General features: G+C 63.4%; 18 protein-coding genes. 4 read left to right on the top strand and 14 right to left on the bottom strand.

Annotation, left to right across the window (positions count from 1 at the left end; genetic code table 11):
- The first annotated feature begins 50 nt into the window (after positions 1-50).
- Positions 51-2,006: an acetoacetate--CoA ligase gene (locus OEG79_RS09665; protein ID WP_264148504.1), complete on the top strand. Its 1,956-nt coding sequence runs from the start codon at positions 51-53 to the stop codon at positions 2,004-2,006.
- A gap of 84 nt (positions 2,007-2,090) precedes the next feature.
- Positions 2,091-2,870: a substrate-binding periplasmic protein gene (locus OEG79_RS09660; RefSeq protein WP_264148503.1), complete on the top strand. Its 780-nt coding sequence runs from the start codon at positions 2,091-2,093 to the stop codon at positions 2,868-2,870.
- Here OEG79_RS09660 and OEG79_RS09655 read toward each other — a convergent pair.
- Complete coding sequence (locus OEG79_RS09655) at positions 2,867-4,090, bottom strand: PilT/PilU family type 4a pilus ATPase (RefSeq protein ID WP_264148502.1); 1,224 nt, start codon at positions 4,088-4,090, stop codon at positions 2,867-2,869. The genes OEG79_RS09660 and OEG79_RS09655 overlap by 4 nt on opposite strands.
- Positions 4,091-4,238: 148 nt before the next feature.
- On the opposite strand from OEG79_RS09655, the gene OEG79_RS09650 reads away from it, so the two are divergent.
- On the top strand, positions 4,239-4,517 hold the full coding sequence (locus tag OEG79_RS09650) for a peptidylprolyl isomerase (protein WP_233787615.1): 279 nt from the start codon (positions 4,239-4,241) through the stop codon (positions 4,515-4,517).
- Between the two features lie 5 nt (positions 4,518-4,522).
- Here the strand turns inward: OEG79_RS09650 and OEG79_RS09645 are convergent, their stop codons facing one another.
- The 4 genes from OEG79_RS09645 to OEG79_RS09630 all read right to left on the bottom strand — a co-directional run bounded on the left by OEG79_RS09645 (position 4,523) and on the right by OEG79_RS09630 (position 7,659).
- Entirely contained in the window at positions 4,523-5,434 is a 912-nt protein-coding gene (locus OEG79_RS09645) for a LysR family transcriptional regulator (protein WP_264148501.1), read from the bottom strand.
- Between the two features lie 69 nt (positions 5,435-5,503).
- Positions 5,504-5,983 carry a nuclear transport factor 2 family protein gene (locus OEG79_RS09640; protein WP_264148500.1) on the bottom strand — a complete coding sequence of 160 codons (480 nt, stop codon included), beginning with the start codon at positions 5,981-5,983 and terminating at the stop codon, positions 5,504-5,506.
- A 9-nt stretch (positions 5,984-5,992) separates the two neighbouring features.
- Positions 5,993-6,583: a TetR/AcrR family transcriptional regulator gene (locus OEG79_RS09635; RefSeq protein WP_264148499.1), complete on the bottom strand. Its 591-nt coding sequence runs from the start codon at positions 6,581-6,583 to the stop codon at positions 5,993-5,995.
- Positions 6,584-6,735: 152 nt separating this feature from the next.
- A complete protein-coding gene (locus tag OEG79_RS09630) occupies positions 6,736-7,659 on the bottom strand; it encodes a LysR family transcriptional regulator (protein WP_264148498.1) in 924 nt (307 codons plus the stop codon).
- 139 nt (positions 7,660-7,798) lie between these two features.
- On the opposite strand from OEG79_RS09630, the gene OEG79_RS09625 reads away from it, so the two are divergent.
- Complete coding sequence (locus OEG79_RS09625; protein WP_264148497.1) at positions 7,799-8,194, top strand: RidA family protein; 396 nt, start codon at positions 7,799-7,801, stop codon at positions 8,192-8,194.
- A gap of 46 nt (positions 8,195-8,240) precedes the next feature.
- Here OEG79_RS09625 and nfsB read toward each other — a convergent pair whose 3' ends face one another.
- The 9 genes from nfsB to OEG79_RS09580 all read right to left on the bottom strand — a co-directional run bounded on the left by nfsB (position 8,241) and on the right by OEG79_RS09580 (position 16,347).
- Positions 8,241-8,891, bottom strand: coding sequence for an oxygen-insensitive NAD(P)H nitroreductase (gene nfsB / locus OEG79_RS09620; RefSeq protein ID WP_264148496.1), 651 nt, complete (start codon positions 8,889-8,891; stop codon positions 8,241-8,243).
- 175 nt (positions 8,892-9,066) lie between these two features.
- Entirely contained in the window at positions 9,067-9,945 is an 879-nt protein-coding gene (pdxY, locus tag OEG79_RS09615) for a pyridoxal kinase PdxY (protein ID WP_264148495.1), read from the bottom strand.
- 60 nt (positions 9,946-10,005) lie between these two features.
- Entirely contained in the window at positions 10,006-11,175 is a 1,170-nt protein-coding gene (locus OEG79_RS09610; RefSeq protein ID WP_264148494.1) for a GGDEF domain-containing protein, read from the bottom strand.
- A gap of 262 nt (positions 11,176-11,437) precedes the next feature.
- Positions 11,438-11,713, bottom strand: a complete 276-nt coding sequence (locus tag OEG79_RS09605; RefSeq protein ID WP_264148493.1) for a DUF971 domain-containing protein — start codon at positions 11,711-11,713, stop codon at positions 11,438-11,440.
- The gene (locus OEG79_RS09600) at positions 11,710-12,678 is read right to left on the bottom strand and encodes a HEAT repeat domain-containing protein (protein WP_264148492.1); all 969 of its coding nucleotides are present in this window, start codon (positions 12,676-12,678) and stop codon (positions 11,710-11,712) included. The genes OEG79_RS09605 and OEG79_RS09600 overlap by 4 nt, the downstream gene beginning before the upstream one ends.
- Complete coding sequence (locus OEG79_RS09595) at positions 12,675-13,532, bottom strand: ABC transporter ATP-binding protein (protein ID WP_264148491.1); 858 nt, start codon at positions 13,530-13,532, stop codon at positions 12,675-12,677. The genes OEG79_RS09600 and OEG79_RS09595 overlap by 4 nt, the downstream gene beginning before the upstream one ends.
- Positions 13,529-14,308 carry an ABC transporter permease gene (locus OEG79_RS09590; RefSeq protein WP_264148490.1) on the bottom strand — a complete coding sequence of 260 codons (780 nt, stop codon included), beginning with the start codon at positions 14,306-14,308 and terminating at the stop codon, positions 13,529-13,531. Before OEG79_RS09590 ends, OEG79_RS09595 begins: the two co-directional genes overlap by 4 nt.
- 211 nt (positions 14,309-14,519) lie before the next feature.
- On the bottom strand, positions 14,520-15,926 hold the full coding sequence (locus OEG79_RS09585; RefSeq protein ID WP_264148489.1) for an ABC transporter substrate-binding protein: 1,407 nt from the start codon (positions 15,924-15,926) through the stop codon (positions 14,520-14,522).
- A 175-nt stretch (positions 15,927-16,101) separates the two neighbouring features.
- Positions 16,102-16,347 (bottom strand): ferredoxin family protein, encoded by a 246-nt coding sequence (locus tag OEG79_RS09580; protein ID WP_081517023.1) that lies wholly within the window; start codon positions 16,345-16,347, stop codon positions 16,102-16,104.
- Positions 16,348-16,387: the final 40 nt, after the last annotated feature.

The raw sequence follows: 16,387 nt of genomic DNA, 5'->3' as shown, positions 1-16,387 counted from the left end.
GTTGTACGCACTAACCTCAACGACACGAACAAGAATGACGAGGACTGACCATGCCACAACCTCTGTGGACACCTTCCGCCGAGCGTATCGCCGCCAGCCGCATGGATGCCTTGCGCCGCTTCGTCAACGAGCGCCACGGTCTGCAACTGGCCAACTACCCTGACCTGCACGCCTGGAGTGTTGAGAACCGCGAGGCGTTCTGGCAAGCCATCGTCGATTTCTTCGAAATTCGCTTCCACAACCCTGGCGAATGCGTGCTGCGTGAAGGCCCCGCCATGCCCGATGCGCAGTGGTTCCCCGGCGCCACCCTGAACTTCGCCGAGCATCTGCTGCGTCGTCGCGATGGCCACCCGGCCCTGGTTGCCATCGGCGAGGACGGCAGCCGCGAACAGCTCAGCTACGCGCAGCTCGCCGCCCATGTCGCCGGGCTGCAACGTGCACTGCGTGACGCCGGCGTTGGCCTTGGCGACCGTGTGGCAGCCGTCATGCCCAATACCTGGCAGACCGTGGTGGGCATGCTCGCCACGGCGAGCCTGGGCGCCACCTGGTCGAGCTGCTCACCGGACTTCGGCACCCAGGGCGTGATCGACCGCTTCGGCCAGATCGAACCCAAGGTGCTGATTGCCGCCGCCGGCTACCGCTACGCTGGCAAGAACATCGACCTGACCGACAAGCTCAACGAAATCCTCGAACGCCTGCCATCACTGCAGCAGCTGGTGGTAGTGCCCTATTCGCACAACGAGGCCGGCATCGAGGACTACCGTGCGGTGGCGCGCATCAGCCTCTGGCAGGACTTCTACCAGCCCGGCGGCGAGCCGCAGTTCACCCCAGTACCGTTCGACCAGCCGCTGTACATCCTCTACTCCAGCGGCACCACCGGCGTGCCCAAGTGCATCATCCATGGCGTCGGCGGCACCCTGCTGCAGCACGTCAAGGAGCTGGGCCTGCACAGTGACCTCAGTGCAGACGACACGTTGTTCTACTACACCACCTGCGGCTGGATGATGTGGAACTGGCTGGTTTCCGGCCTGGCCCTGGGCGCGACCCTGGTGCTGTTCGACGGTTCGCCCTTCCACCCGCAACCGACTCGCCTGATCGACCTGATCGACGCCGAGGACATCTCCATCTTCGGCACCAGCGCCAAGTTCATCGCCGCCCTGGAGAAGGCCGGCGCCAAGCCACGCGAGACGCACAAGCTGGAGCGCCTGAAGGCCATTCTCTCCACCGGCTCGCCGCTGGCCCACGAGAGCTTCGAGTACGTCTATCGCGACGTGAAGGCAGATCTGTGCCTGTCCTCGATCTCCGGCGGCACCGATATCGTTTCCTGCTTCGCCCTCGGCAACCCGACGCTGCCGGTATGGCGCGGCGAACTGCAGTGCAAGGGCCTGGGCATGGATGTGCAGGTGTGGGACGAGAGTGGCAAGCCGGTCACCGGCGACAAGGGCGAGCTGGTCTGTGCCCGCCACTTCCCCTCGATGCCGGTGGGCTTCTGGAACGACCCTGATGGCGAAAAATTTCGCGCGGCGTACTTCGACACCTTCCCGGGTGTCTGGGCCCACGGCGACTACGCCGAGGAAACCGCGCACGGCGGCCTGGTCATTCACGGCCGTTCCGACGCCGTGCTCAACCCGGGCGGCGTGCGCATCGGCACCGCAGAAATCTACCGCCAGGTGGAAAAGGTGCCGCAGGTACTGGAATCCATCGCCATCGGCCAGGACTGGCAAGGTGACGTGCGCGTGGTGCTGTTCGTGCGGCTGCGTGATGGCGTGACGCTGGACGATGCATTACGCAATGAAATCTGCCGGGTCATCCGTGCCAACACCACACCGCGTCATGTGCCGGCGCGCATCGTCCAGGTCACCGATATCCCGCGCACCATCAGCGGCAAGATAGTCGAACTGGCGGTGCGCAACGTCGTCCATGGTCGCCCGGTAAAGAATACCGATGCCCTGGCCAATCCAGAGGCACTGGAGCTGTATCGCGACCTGCCGGCGCTGCGCGAGTGACCTCCAGGCGAGGTCAGGACGGCCAATTACTGACCTCGCCAGGCTATCTATACTGCGTGAATTCGTCGTGAAGGGATTCCCGTCTTGCTTGCACAAAGAGCCCTGCTTTGCCTGCCGCTGCTCTACCTTCCCCTGCTGCCCGCCGAGGAATCGGTGCAGCTGTACGTTGCCAACGCGCCGCCGCTGACTCAACCATTCGAGGAACACGCCCGAGGCATGGTCGGCGACGTGGTACTGGCCGCGTTGCAGCGGGCCGGCTACAGCGTGCAGCTGAAGGTGGAGCCCTGGGCCCGCACACAAGTGAAGGTCAGCCGCGGCACCGACCTGCTGATGGCCCCGCAGTCACGCGTCCCGGAGCGCGAAGACGCCTTCACCTGGATCGCCGAGATCATGCTGCTGGAGCGCGTCTTTTTCACCCTGGAGCCGTCGCTGACGAGTTTTGCCGAAGCCCGCCAACGCTACCGTAAAGTGGCCATAGCGCGCGGCACGGCGCAGGAGCAGATGCTGCTGAATGAGGGTTTCAGCAACGAACAGATCGTCGATCTGCAGTTCGGCGAGAGCGCGCTACGCATGCTCGAACTAGGCCGCGTCGACGCCTGGTTCACCAGCGTGCCGGAAGGGTTGCGGCAATGGCCTGAGAGTGAACGTGCTCGTCTGCACGTGGGTCCTGTCCTGGCCAGCAGCGGGCTCTACCTGGCCTGCTCGAAGATTTGCGACGAAAAACTGGTCAGGCGTCTGCGCGAAAGCGTCGAGGCTCTACGCGCCGAAGGCCTGCTGGCGCGCATCCAGGAAGGCTACTGGAAGGAGTTGCAAGGCCGTCGGCCCGTTGGAGCAACACCTTCCGCGCAGCGGGAAAGCCCCTAGATTCCCTGACGCCCTGGATCCTCTGGCGGCAGCTCTTCTTCGATATCCTCCAGCTTCAGCTCCAGCCCCCAATCGCCAGCAGCAGCCGCTTTCGGAGCGGCGACCGGCGTGGCGGGCGCAGCGGCAGGCACAGGGGGTGCCGGTTTGGCATTGGCCGGGTTGTCGCGATAGAGCTTGAGCTTGAGACGCACGTTGTTCGCCGAATCGGCGTTCTTCACCGCCTCCTCTTCGTCAATGGCGCCCTCGTGCACCAGGTCGATCAGGGCCTGATCGAAGGTCTGCATGCCGAGGTTCTTGGATTTCTCCATGATTTCCTTGAGCTCGGAAAACTCGTTGCGCTTGATCAGATCGCGCACCGTCGGCGTGCCCAGCATCACCTCCACCGCGGCGCGACGCTTGCCATCGACGGTCTTGACCAGACGCTGCGAAACGAACGCCTTGAGGTTGTTGCCCAGATCGTTGAGCAGTTGCGGGCGACGATCCTCGGGGAAGAAGTTGATGATGCGGTCCAGCGCCTGGTTGGCATTGTTGGCATGCAGGGTGGAAATCGCCAGGTGGCCAGTGTCGGCAAAGGCCAGGGCATGTTCCATGGTTTCGCGGTCGCGGATCTCGCCGATGAGGATCACGTCCGGCGCCTGACGCAGGGTGTTCTTCAGCGCGGCGTGGAAGCTGCGGGTATCCACCCCCACTTCGCGCTGGTTGATGATCGACTTCTTGTGCCGGTGCACGTACTCCACCGGGTCTTCGATGGTGATGATATGGCCACCGCTGTTGCGGTTGCGGTAGTCGATCAGCGCCGCCAGGGACGTCGACTTGCCCGAACCGGTGCCCCCGACAAACAGTACCAGGCCACGTTTTTCCATCACCGTGCTGAGCAACACTTCCGGCAGCTTCAGGTCTTCGAAACGGGGAATATCCAGCTTGATGTTGCGCGCGACGATGGACACCTCGTTGCGCTGCTTGAAGATGTTGATACGAAAGCGTCCGACGCCGGTCACGGAAATCGCCAGGTTCATCTCCAGCTCGCGTTCGAATTCCTCGCGCTGCGCACTATCCATGATCGAATCGGCGATGACCGCGACGTCGCCGGCTTTCATCGGCTCCTGGCTCAGCGCCTTGAGCACGCCGTTGAACTTGGCACAGGGCGGCGCGCCGGTGGAGAGATAGAGGTCGGAGCCATCCTGACTGGACAGGATTTTCAGCATTGCGTGGAGATCCATGACGGCGCTTCCGTTAATACGATTGAAAAACCATAGGACATGTTTCGCCCGCATCGCGGATGATGCACACCCCATAAAATTGGCGTCATTCTGCTGGCGCAACAAATACTGGCACAATAGCGCCCTGACAGAATTGAGGACCCCATCAATGGCAAAGGCAATGGCCCGCCACATCCTGGTCAAGACCGAAGCGGAAGCCGTGGCACTGAAGAAGCGCATCGCCGCTGGCGAGGCCTTCGATGTACTGGCGCGCAAGCACTCCACCTGCCCTTCCGGCAAGAAAGGCGGTGACCTCGGCGAAGTGCGCCCCGGACAGATGGTACGGGCGGTGGATCAGGTGATCTTCAAGAAACCGCTGCGTGAAGTACACGGCCCGGTGAAGACCCAGTTCGGCTACCACCTGATCCAGGTGTTCTTTCGCGACTGACGCACTCAGGCGCCAGGTTCGCCCATGAACTCGACGATCTTGCTTCTCAGCCAGCGCTCGGCCGGATCGTTGTCGGTCACCCCGCTCCAGACCATGGAGAGCTCCGAATTCACCAATTCGAATGGCGGATCATCGGCGCGCAGACTGGTTCCCTCGATCAGCGCTGCCGCGGCGAAGTCCGGCACGGTAGCGAGCATTTCCGTGCCGGCGATGATCGAGCGCAAACCACTGAACTGCGGCACCGCCAGCACCACGCGACGGGACCGGTTCAGGCGCGCCAGATCGTTGTCGATATTGCCGCTCAGATCTCCCGAGAACGACACCAGCGCATGCGGACGTGAACAGTACTCGTCCAGCGTCAGCGCCCCCGGGCGGTCGTCGCCACGCAGTACCTTGACCTTCATCTCGCGCAACTTGCGCCGCTTGGCGTTGGCCGGCAGCTCGGTGGTATAGCTGACGCCCACGGAGATTTCCCCCGAGGCAAGCATCGGCGACATCAGCAGGAAATTGACCCGCCGCACCACGATCACCACCTCCGGCGCCTCTTCACGGATCCGATTGAGCAAGGCCGGAAACAGACCGAACTCGGCGTCATCGGACAGACCGATGCGAAAGGTGTCGCGGTTGGTCGCCGGGTTGAACTCGCGGGCACGGCTTACCGCACCCGAGATGGTGTCCATCGCCGGTTGCAGCTCCTTGAGAATCGCCAGCGCCCGCGCGGTCGGCTCGAAACTGCGGCCGTTGCGCACCAGCAACGGATCATCGAACAGATCCCGCAAGCGGGCCAGTGCCGCGCTGACCGCCGGCTGGCCGAGAAACAGCTTCTCGGCCGCGCGGGTAAGGTTCTTCTCGAACATCAGGGTTTCGAAGATCACCAGCAGGTTCAGGTCGACGCGGCGCAGGTCGTTGCGATTCATCCGGAAAGCTCTCGCGGCTCGGGTTCAGTACGCATTAAAGCAGCAATGCGGCGCACCCACCTGACGCGATCACAGCCCCAGCTCGGAGAGACCCGGATGATCGTCCGGACGCCGCCCCTGAGGCCAGCGGAACTTGCGCTCGGACTCCTGGATCGGCAGGTCGTTGATGCTGGCGTAACGATTGATCATCAGCCCGTTGGCGTCGAACTCCCAGTTCTCGTTGCCGTATGAGCGATACCAGTTACCGGAATCGTCACGCCATTCGTAGGCATAGCGCACGGCGATACGGTTGTCGGTGAATGCCCACAGCTCCTTGATCAGCCGGTACTCCAGCTCCCTGCCCCACTTGCGCTCGAGGAACGCGCGTGCCTGATCGCGGCCATTGATGAACTCGGAGCGGTTGCGCCAGCACGTATCGTGGCTGTAGGCCAGCGCCACCCTGCCGGCGTCGCGGCTGTTCCAGCCATCCTCGGCCAGGCGGACTTTCTCGATGGCGCTCTCGCGGGTGAACGGCGGCAGCGGCGGATGTACTTCAGGATTGGACGACATGGCGGCACCTCAGGCTTGCGGGGAATTGTGCCCATCGCTGGGCGACAGGCTTTGCAGAAGCAGTTGCGCAGTGCGGCCGGCACTGTCGGCAGCATCGGCCTGACCGGTGACCATGGCGAGGGCGGTAGCGCCGTCGATCAGCAGGAGAAACTGCCGCGCCATCTCCTCGGGTTCGGCAAAGCCGCAGGCCGTGGTCAGCTCCTGCAGATAGGCCAGCAGCCGCTGTTTGTGCAACTGCGTCACGGCGCGGATCTCACTGTCGGGATCGCCGATCTCGCCAGCCGCGTTGATAAAGGCGCAGCCGCGAAAATCGGGTGTCTGAAACCAGCTGCGCAATAGCGGAAATGCCGCCAGCAAGCGCTCGCCCGGCGAGCCGGCGGAGGTGCCCGCGATGAACCACTGCATCCAGCGTTCGTCACGTTCGCGCAGCGCGGCTGCGACCAGCGCCTCCTTGGTCGGATAGAGGCGATAGATGCTTTTGCGCGCCACCCCCGAAGCCTTGACGATGGCGTCCATGCCGGTGGCATTGATGCCGCCGGCATAGATCAGGCTTTCGGTGGTCTGTAGCAGGCGGTGTTGCAGGGAAGCATCGTCAGACATGTTCTTGACCGTAGAGAATGATCGTTCTCAGAACGTAGAACGATCATTCTCAAGAGTCAATCGGATTCTCGTGAATCAAAGCGCGTTGCCGCTCCCACGAGGCCCGGTGCGTTTGCAGAACACCGATCAAGGCATCACGCCTCGCCGGCCGGTCACTCAGGTCTCGACGACACCGGTGCATGCTCGGCCATCAGCTCCACCACCCAGTCGATGAATACCCGCAGCTTGGCACTGACATGGCGATTAGGCGCAAAGGCCAGGTACATCGGCATCGGCGTCATCTGCCAGTCGCCGAACAGGCGCACCAGTTCGCCACTGGCCAGGTGCGGTTTGGCCATGTAGTGCGGCAACCAGAGCATGCCCAGCCCCGCCAGCCCTGCGGCCAGGTAGGCATTGCCGTCATCGACGGTCAACAGCGGGCGGCCCTGCGCTTCGATGCGCTCTTCTCCCCGCTGCATCGCATAGGGCAAGGCCCTGCGCGTTCGTGACCAGAGGAACCCCACCGTACTGTGCCCGGCCGACTCCAGCTCACGTGGATGAGAAGGAGTTCCCACTCGCTGCAGATAGCCCGGTGTGGCGTAGACGCCGAGTTGCAGATCCCCCACGTGACGCGCCACCAGCGATTGGTCGGTGATCTCGCCGCCACGCACCACGCAATCGACGTTCTCGCCGATGATGTCGATGATTCGGTCGCTTACACCCAGGGTCAGCTGAATTTCCGGATAACGTGCGTAAAAGGCGGGCAGCGCCGGAATCAGCAGCATGCGCGCAAAGGGGCTGGGCACATCCACGCGCAAACGACCACGCGGGGCCAGCGAGGCACTAGACAGGCTGGTTTCGGCATCGTCGACATCCGCCAGCAGACGCACCACACGCTCGTAGTAGGCAGCCCCATCAGCCGTGACGTTGACCTTGCGCGTAGTGCGGTTGAGCAGGCGCACACGCAGCCGCGCTTCCAGCTGCTGGAGCAGCTGGGTCACGCTGGTCTTGCTCATGTGCAGGGTCGCAGCTGCCTTGGTGAAACTGCCGGTTTCCACCACCCGGGCGAAAGCCTGCATCGCATCGAAACGGTCCATTTCACGTCTCTCTCGATCATTGATTGTTTGGATTCTACAAACAGTCATGACCAGAGTTGCTCGTTTATCCGCTTCGGTGGCACTCCTAGAGTGGCGTCATCGACAACAGCGGGCCGCATTGGCCCTCGACGAGGCAATGATGACAAGCAAACGTGATGTGGTTTTCCCGGCAGAGCGCCATGACCTGTACGAACTTCACCGCTACTCGCCAGCGGTTCGCTCCAACGGTTTCCTGTTCGTATCCGGCCAGGTCGGCAGCCGCAAGGACGGCTCGCCCGAACCCGATCTGACGGATCAGGTTCGCCTCGCCTTCGCCAACCTGAATGCGATTCTCCACGCAGCGGGTTGCAGCTTCGATGATGTGGTCGACACCACGATATTCATGGTCGAACCGCACTCGAAGTTCGAAACCATCTGGGAAGTGGTGGCCGATTACTGGGGCCAGGCCCCCTACCCGAACGTGACTGCGGTTGGCGTGACCTGGCTGGCCGGCTTCGACTTCGAGATCAAGGTGATCGCCAGGCTGCCGGAATGAGCGGCAGCCCGGCCCCTCTGCGCACTGGCACGGAGGGGCAACGCGCTTAGAGGTGGGTGAACACCCGCTCGGCAGGTAGACGGGACTTCGGCAGCGCGGCATTGAAATCGCTGTCGCTGCGGTAGCCCAGCGCAACTGCTACCACACTGGTCAGGCCCTGGGCGTCCAGCCCCAGCTCCTCGTCCAGCGCCTGACGGTCGATGCCCTCCATTGGCGTAGCGTCGATACCCTTGGCTGAGGCGCCCAACAACAGGGTGCCAAGTGCCAGATAGGCCTGCTTCTCCGTCCAGTGCTGCATGTCGCCAAGGCCACGGTGGAGTTCGACATAACTGGTGCGGGTGTTGTGCTGGGTGGTGCGCGCCGCATCATCACGGAAGCGGCCGTCGTCGGCCTCCTGCTGCAGCACCTCCGCCAGGTAGGCATCGTCGAGGTCGCGGCGGGCGCAGATCAGGATCACGTGCGAGGCGTTGAGAATCTTCGGCTCGTTATAGGCGAAACCGCCCTGTGCGCCCTTGGCCAGGCGCGCCTTGCCCTCGGCGGTACTTGCCACGACAAAGTGCCACGGCTGCGAGTTGACCGACGACGGCGACAGGCGCAGCAGTTCGAGCAATTCGTCGATGATCGCCTGGTCCACCTGGCGGCTGGCATCGTAGGCCTTGGTGGTGTAACGCTGACGCGCGAAGGAAACGGGGCTCATGAATAACCTCCTGATGGATTGGATGACGCGAATGGGCGCTAGTCTGAACCATGCCGAAGCATGAAAAAAGTGGCGATAAGCAACAGGAGTTTCAAAGAAAAAATGAAAATGCCGGGTAACGAGGCCGCTGATCTCTCAGTTGCTGATGCCTGCTGTGAAGGCTTCTGCGTCAGGGTCAGGCGCTGGCAATCTGTCGCGTAACGAAGCGCGTGGTCGGCGCCACGATCTGCTCCTGCGCGGCCACCAGCGGCAGGTCGCGGGCACCGTCTTCGGTCTGCTCGACCAGTGCGTAGAGCGTGGCCGTAGCCTGCTCCAGTGCTTGCGGTAGCGCCTGGCCGGCCAGCAACCGGCCCAGCAGCGTGGCCGAGAACACGTCTCCCATGCCGTTGGGCAGCGGATGCAGCGCCAGGCGTGGCGTGGTCACCAGCCAGGCGCCCTCACCGTTCACCGCCAGCGTACCCAGTTCGCTATCAGGGATATCCGGCGTCGCCAGGCTGGTCACGATCACCGCATCCGGGCCACGGCCACGCAACTGCCGGGCGATCTTCACCGCCTCCTGCAGGTTGGCCGGTTTCGAGCCGGTCAGCAGTTCGAACTCGAACTGGTTGGGCGTGATGATATTGGCGAAGGGAATGGCCTGATCCCGCAGGAAATCGGGAATTGCCGGGTTGACGAACACGCCACGCCCGACGTCGCCCATCACCGGGTCGCACAGGTAGCGCACTGCCGGGTTGTGCTGGCGAATCTCGCCCACCGCCTCGAGAATCACCCGCCCCGTATCGGCATCGCCCAGGTAGCCGGACAGCACGGCGGACAGGCGCGGCAGCACGCCACGTTCACGCAGCCCGAGCAGCACTTCGCGCACGTGTTCGGCGCCGAACACCTGGCCGCGAAACTGACCATAACCGGTGTGATTGGAGAACTGCACGGTGTGAATCGGCAGGACCTCGAAACCGAGCCGCTGCAAAGGGAAAACCGCTGCGGCGTTGCCGACATGCCCCCAGGCAACATGCGACTGAATGGACAAGACGAGGGGCGGTAGCTTGGCGCTCATGAAGGTCTCTGCAGGCTGAAAGCGAGGTGCCAGGGATTATTCGTCAGCCGTGCGAAGCTGTCACGCCTCGACCGCCAGCGCCCATTCGATCCGGTTACGCCCAGCCGTCTTGCCGCGGTACAGCGCGGCATCGGCGCTCTGCAACGCCCCGTCGAAGGCGTCAACAGAGTTGAAGCCATCCGATACACCAATGGTTACCGTGCAGCGGACCGGGTGCGTCTGGCCGGTACCAGGCACCTCGATATGCTCGATCACGGCACGCATGCGCTCCGCCATGCGCATGACACCGGCCTTGTCCGTCTCCAGGGCGATGACCACGAACTCCTCGCCGCCCAGACGGCAGATCAGGTCACCTTGGCGAGCGGTGGACTTGAGCACATCGGCAACATGGCACAGAACCTGATCACCGACCTTGTGGCCATGGGTGTCATTGATGTGCTTGAAGTGATCGATATCGATGATCAGCAGGTAAGCAGGACCAGCCATGCGCAAGCGAAATTGCGCCGCCAGGGCGTCCATCAGCCCACGCCGGTTGAGCAAACGAGTGAGCGGGTCATGCGCCGCCAGGCTGCGCAGCTCATCTGTGAGGCGACGCAGCACCAGCCAGACCGCGCACGGCGGCAATACGGTGGCCAGGAACGACATGTAGATATAGAAGATTTTCTGAAAGCCGCTGTTCATATCCAGCGCGGCCATACCGCCTTCGACGATCATCGCGAACTTGATGGCGTTGAGCGCGCAGATGCCGCTGATCAGCACGGCAAACACGATCATCTCGACGCGCAGGTCCCGGGCAAAACTACGGCCGGCATATATCACGGCTACCGTCATGCCCAGAAAGAGCAGTGCGCAGATACCGGCCAGCATGGCGTGACGCGCCGCCTCGCCGAACCACCACTGCATCAGCACCTGTGCCGCGGTATAGACGACCACCAGCATGAGCAGCGGACGCAGCACCGGTGTCGGACGCTCGAAAAAGCGCATGGCCCCCAGGACGTAAGCGAAAGGTGCGCTAAGCGTCAGCGTATGGTTGATCAGATTCATCAGCCCCCACCCTGCCTGCCCCTCGAGCAGTTGCAGGATGTAGGCAAGTCCAAGCAGAAGATTGCCCAGCGCAAAGATCTCCATGCCCATCGTCTTGCCCTTCAGCCGCGTGCTGATCAGCAGGAACATCATGGAGAAGCAGAGCAAATGCACGCAAAGCATGCCGAGAATGATGGTAGTGACCATGGGTTCGCGTAAGTCGAAAGTGGCAACAGGAGCCGAGCATCGGCGGGCTAGCGCGAATCTGCACGCCTCTCTCTGCGCTTCAGAGGCGTCCGGCATGACAATCGGAATTGACGAATCCTAGGCATATACCGCTGGGAAGGCAATTTGCCATTTGCTGCAAGGCGGTAGAGCCACATGGCAAACGAGGCAGCGCCTATTGCCGAGGCTGCTATTCAGCTCGTCGTTGGCGACGATGAGGCGGGGAAACGAGGCTTGCCGGAACTCAGGCAGACAACTCGCGAAGGTAGTCCCAGGGGTAGATGCCACGGTCATGACCATCACTGAAAACCAGTTGCGCACCATAGCCCTGCGCATTGACGGCCTGCAGACGAATGTTGACCAGTACCAGGTCGATACGCCCACGCAGGCGTGCAGCGCGGCATTGCGAGCAAGGGCAGGCAGCGCGCAGACGGGCGTGGGCGATTTGACTGTGACTGCCGTCCGACCAGTCCACGAAGAGCTGGCCGGCGGCGCTGCGCAGGGACGTTGGCGTAGTCACTGGTTCGCGTCCTGCAACTGCGCGAGGGCGATACGCACGGCCTTGCGCACCTCCGGGTCGCCGTCGTTTTCTGCCGCTTGCAGCGCTGGTACGGCGCTAATGTCGGCCAGCTCGCCAAGGGCCAGGGCGGCCTCCTTGCGCAGGTTGCTGATGCTGTGACCGAGCAGGTCGACCAGCTCCGGCAGTGCGGCGGCGAAACGCAGCCTGCCCAATGCTCGGGCCGCGCGCAGGCGCACTTGCCAGTAGCCGTCGGCCAACGCGTCGATCAGGGCCGGGCCGGCCTCGCTCTGGCCAACCTTGCCAAGGGTAGTGGCTGCTTCCTCGCGTACCTGCCATTCGCGGTCACACAAGGCCACGCGCAGGGCGGGAAGTACGGTGGCGTCATTGGCCAGTCCCAGGGCACCGGCGGCAGCTCGGCGCACTTCGGTATCCGGATCGCTGCTGGCCAGGGTGGCCAGGGCCGGCAACGCGTCGATCTGCTTCAGCCAGCCGAGGATGCCGACTGCCTCGCGGCGGACGAAGGCGTGGCTGTCGTGCAATGCACCCAGAGCCAGCGGCGCGGCCTCGACCAGACGCAGCTCGCGCAGAGCACGCAGGGCACTGGCACGAACGAAAGCGTCGTCATGAGCAGCCCAGGGCAGGATCACCCTGCCAGCCTCGGCGCTCTTCAACTCGGACAGGCTCTGAGCTGCGGCGGCCCGCACTGTCTCATTTGCATCGGCGAGCGCAGCGCATAAGGCGGAGACCACTTCCGGCTCTTCCCAGGCCTCCAGCAAGCGCGCGGCCTCGGCGCGCACCTCAAAGGCAGGGTCGTCACCCAGGGTGCGGGTCAACCAGGGCAAGGCGTCGGGGTCTTCCAGATCGGCCAGCTCGATCAGGGCAATGCGGCGGACGGCGGCGTCGGCATCGGCCAGACGCGGCAACAGCTCGAGAATGTCCGGGTTATTGGTGGTCAGATCGGTCATAAGGCTATTCGCAGTGGCGGGTGGTCGGTGGTCGGCAAGCCCAACGGAGTGAGGCGCGGCAACTCGCGTCCTTCCTCGTGGCGCAGCAGGTCCAGGCAGTGGCGTTTGAAATGGACGAAACCGGGGCTGGTCAGCAGGCTGGCATTGCGCGGGCGCGGGAACTCCAGACGCAGATCTTCGATGAAGCGGCCAGGACGCGGGCTCATCACCAGGATGCGATCGGCGAGGAACAGCGCCTCGTCGATATCGTGGGTGACGAACACCACGGTGGTGCGGATGCGCGTCCAGATATCCAGCAGCAGCTCCTGCATACGCGAACGGGTCTGCGCGTCGAGGGCTCCGAACGGCTCGTCCATGAGCAGAAGGCGCGGCCGGTTGATCAGCACACGGGCGATCTCGGCACGCTGCTGCATGCCGCCGGACAGCTGGCTGGGCCAGCGAGTGGCGAAATCCTGCAAGCCGACCAGCCGTAGCATTTCGGCAGCCTGGCTGCACCGTTCGATCTTGCCGATGCCCTGCATCTTCAGGCCGAAGGCGACGTTGTCCAGCACGCTGCGCCAGGGCAGCAGGGTGTGGTGCTGGAACACCATGCCGCGCTCCGGCGACGGGCCGGAGATTGGCGCGCCGTCCACCAGCAGGCTGCCGCCGGCCGGGCGCAGATGGCCGGCCAGGGCGCCGAGCAGGGTCGACTTGCCACAACCGGACGGGCCGAGGATGCACACGAACTCGCCGGGTTCAACAGTGAAGTCCAGCGCCTGTACCGCCTCGAAGGCATCACGGCCATGACCGAGACGAATGGACAGCTGGCGGCCGTCGATGCGGCCGGGCTCGGGGGCTTTCTCGTAGGCGCTCATCGCTGTGCTCCACTGCGGTACCAGGGCGTGGCCAGGCCGCCGAGGCGCTTGACCAGGCCGCTGCTGACCATACCCAGCAGGCCGATCAACAACATGCCGACGACGATGTCCGGGTAGTTTTGAATGGTGTAGGACTCCCAAGTGTAGTAACCGATGCCGAACTGGCCGGAGATCATCTCGGCGGTGACCAGGCAGAACCAGGAGGTGCCCATGCCGATGGCCAAGCCGGTGACGATGCTTGGCGCCGCGCCGGGCAGGATCACCTCACGCAGGATCGCCAGGCGCCCTGCCCCCAGGCTGCGCGCCGAGGCGATCAGCCGTGGGTCGACACCCTCCACCCCATGCACGGTGTTGAGCAGGATGGGGAACAGTGCGCCGGTGAATGTGATGAACACCATCGACAGCTCCGACGAGGGAAACATCAGGATGGCCAGGGGAATCCAGGCCACGGCGGGAATCGGCCGCAATACCTCCAGGGGCGGCAACAGGCTGTCCTCGGCCCATTTGGAGCGGCCGATGGCCAGGCCCAGCAACACACCAGTTATGGCCGCGCTGAGGTAGCCGGCGAACACCCGGCCCAGGCTGCTGCCGAGGTGATCGGCGAGCTTGCTCGATTGCAGCAGGTGCCAGACGGCATCCAGCACCGCGGCTGGAGTCGGCACGTAGGTAAAGGCGATCAGCCCCAGATCCAGGCGCTGGTTGGCGGCCACCTGCCAGAACAGCAGGCAGGCGGCCAGCGAGGCCAGACGCGTGGGCCAGCGATAGAGGTGTGTCATATGGGCTCTCCAGGGAATGCCCTCTCCCCGCCCCTCTCCCATCAATGGAAGAGGGGACTGTAGCTGTGCTCGGCAACACAGGTCATGTGCAGCCGAACGCCGCATCAGGCGCGAGTCGCCCTCTCCCGCTTGCGGAAGACGACTGCATGGATGCAGGAGGTAGGGCGACGCAGGACGCTAAAGCCGAGGGGTCAGGGGAGAGGGAATATCGTCAGCGTTGTGCCACCAGTTTCTGGTTGACGTCGACGAAGTCCAGCGCTTCGCCGCCGTTGGCCTGGGCGTAGGACTGGGCCTGCTCCTTGAGCAGGAAGGCGTTCAGCTCACCCTTGCCGTTGCGCACGAACCAGGCCTGGTTGGCCAGCAGCTTGAGCCCGCTGTCGGCGGCATGGGCGTAGATGGCACGGATGTCCTTGCCCTCTTCTTCCAAGGTAGCCAAAGCCTGGAGCGCGGCTTCCGGCGAGGCGTAGCTGCGTACCTTGTCTTCGCCACGCACCCATATCTGCGCGACACGCTTGAAGTCGGTGATCGGCTTGCCGGTGACCGCATCGCTGGCCTTCAGGGCGATCGGCGCGTAGTCGGCCAGCGCCTTTTCGTAGTCCACGCCGGACGCTGCAAAGGCCTGACGCACGTAGCGGTCGTCTATGAAGGTGTTCAGGTCGAGATCGCGGTTGGTCCGCTTGAGCGTCTTGAGGGTTTCCAGCGCGCCTGCCACCGCCTTGCGGTACTCCGGCTTCCAGGTCAGGTCGCGGGTCTGCAGGCCCAGTGGGCCATGGAACAGGTAGTTCACCTCGGCTTCGATACCGGTGACCTTCTCGATCAGCAGGCTGTACTTCTCCGGGTCGCTGGCCAGCAACTGGTTGGCTTCGATACCGGCACGCAGATAGGCGACCACCACTTCCGGGTACTTCTCGGCGTACTCGGCGTTGACCAGGCCCCCATGGAAGGTCGGAGCCTGGGTCTGCGAGCCATCGAAGATCTTGCGGGCGAAGCCACGGTTGGGGAACAGGTCGGCGAAGGGCACGAAGTCGGCATGGGCATCGATACGGTTGCTGCGCAGTGCCGAACCGGCAATCTCTGGTGCCTGGGCGATGATCCGTACGTCTTTTTCCGGGTCCCAGCCCTGGGCCTGGATCGCACGCAGCAGTACGCCATGAGCCGTGGAGGCGAAGGGCACTGAAATGGTCTTGCCCTTGAGGTCGGCCAGCGACTGCACTGGCGAGGCAGCCGGCACCACGATGCCGTTGCCACTGCCCTTGATGCTGCCGGACAGCACGTTGATCAGCAGACTGCGCTTGCCCGCCTCCTCGTGGGCGACGCCATTGAAGGCAGCCGGGAATTCAGCCATGGCACCGAAATCCAGTTTTCCGGCGACCATCTCGTTTGTCAGCGGCGCGCCGCTGGTGAAGTTTTTCCATTCGACGACGTAGTCGGCGTCCCTATACTTGCCTTCCTTCGGCAGGTACTTGTCGAGCAAGCCCAGCTCACGAATGAGCAGACCGCCGGCGGCGCAATTTATGGTGGTGTCCTGGGTGCCGATGGCGACGCGGATGGTTTCGGCCGACGCCTGGGCGGCGGCAATGGTCAGCGCAAGGCCGGCCAGGGTGCTACGCAAGAGCATGGGTGTTCTCCCCTCGAATCATTGAGTGTTGGAGTCGTCTCCGCCAGCAGGTGAGCTGGTGGGAAACGAGGGGTATTGCATCAGGCGTCCGGTGGTTGGCCGGATGGCAGTTTTTTTGTAGCCGGATGAAAATCCGGGAGCAGTGGATTACGCAGGGTGCCCTGTACGCACCGACTCAACGCAGCAGGTAGGGAATCTCCACTTTCACCGCGCCGGTTGGGCAGTCCTTCTCGCAGGGCATGCAGTACCAGCATTCGTCGAAGGCCATGTAGGCCTTCTGCGTGGCCGGGTTGATCGCCAGCAAGTCCATCGGGCAGACCTCGACGCACACGGTGCAGCCCTTGTCGGCGATGCACTTGTCTTCATCGACTGTTACCGGTGCGCTGCTGCGAAAGAAGATTTCCTGGGGCTGATAGGCCATTTCAAAGTTCCTGGGAGCCTTGTGGCTCTCTGCTTCGATT

It is taken from the genome of Pseudomonas sp. Z8(2022) (assembly GCF_025837155.1).
Lineage (GTDB): Bacteria > Pseudomonadota > Gammaproteobacteria > Pseudomonadales > Pseudomonadaceae > Aquipseudomonas.
The sequence above is the reverse complement of the archived record's forward strand: the minus strand, read 5'-3'. Positions and strand labels throughout refer to the sequence as shown.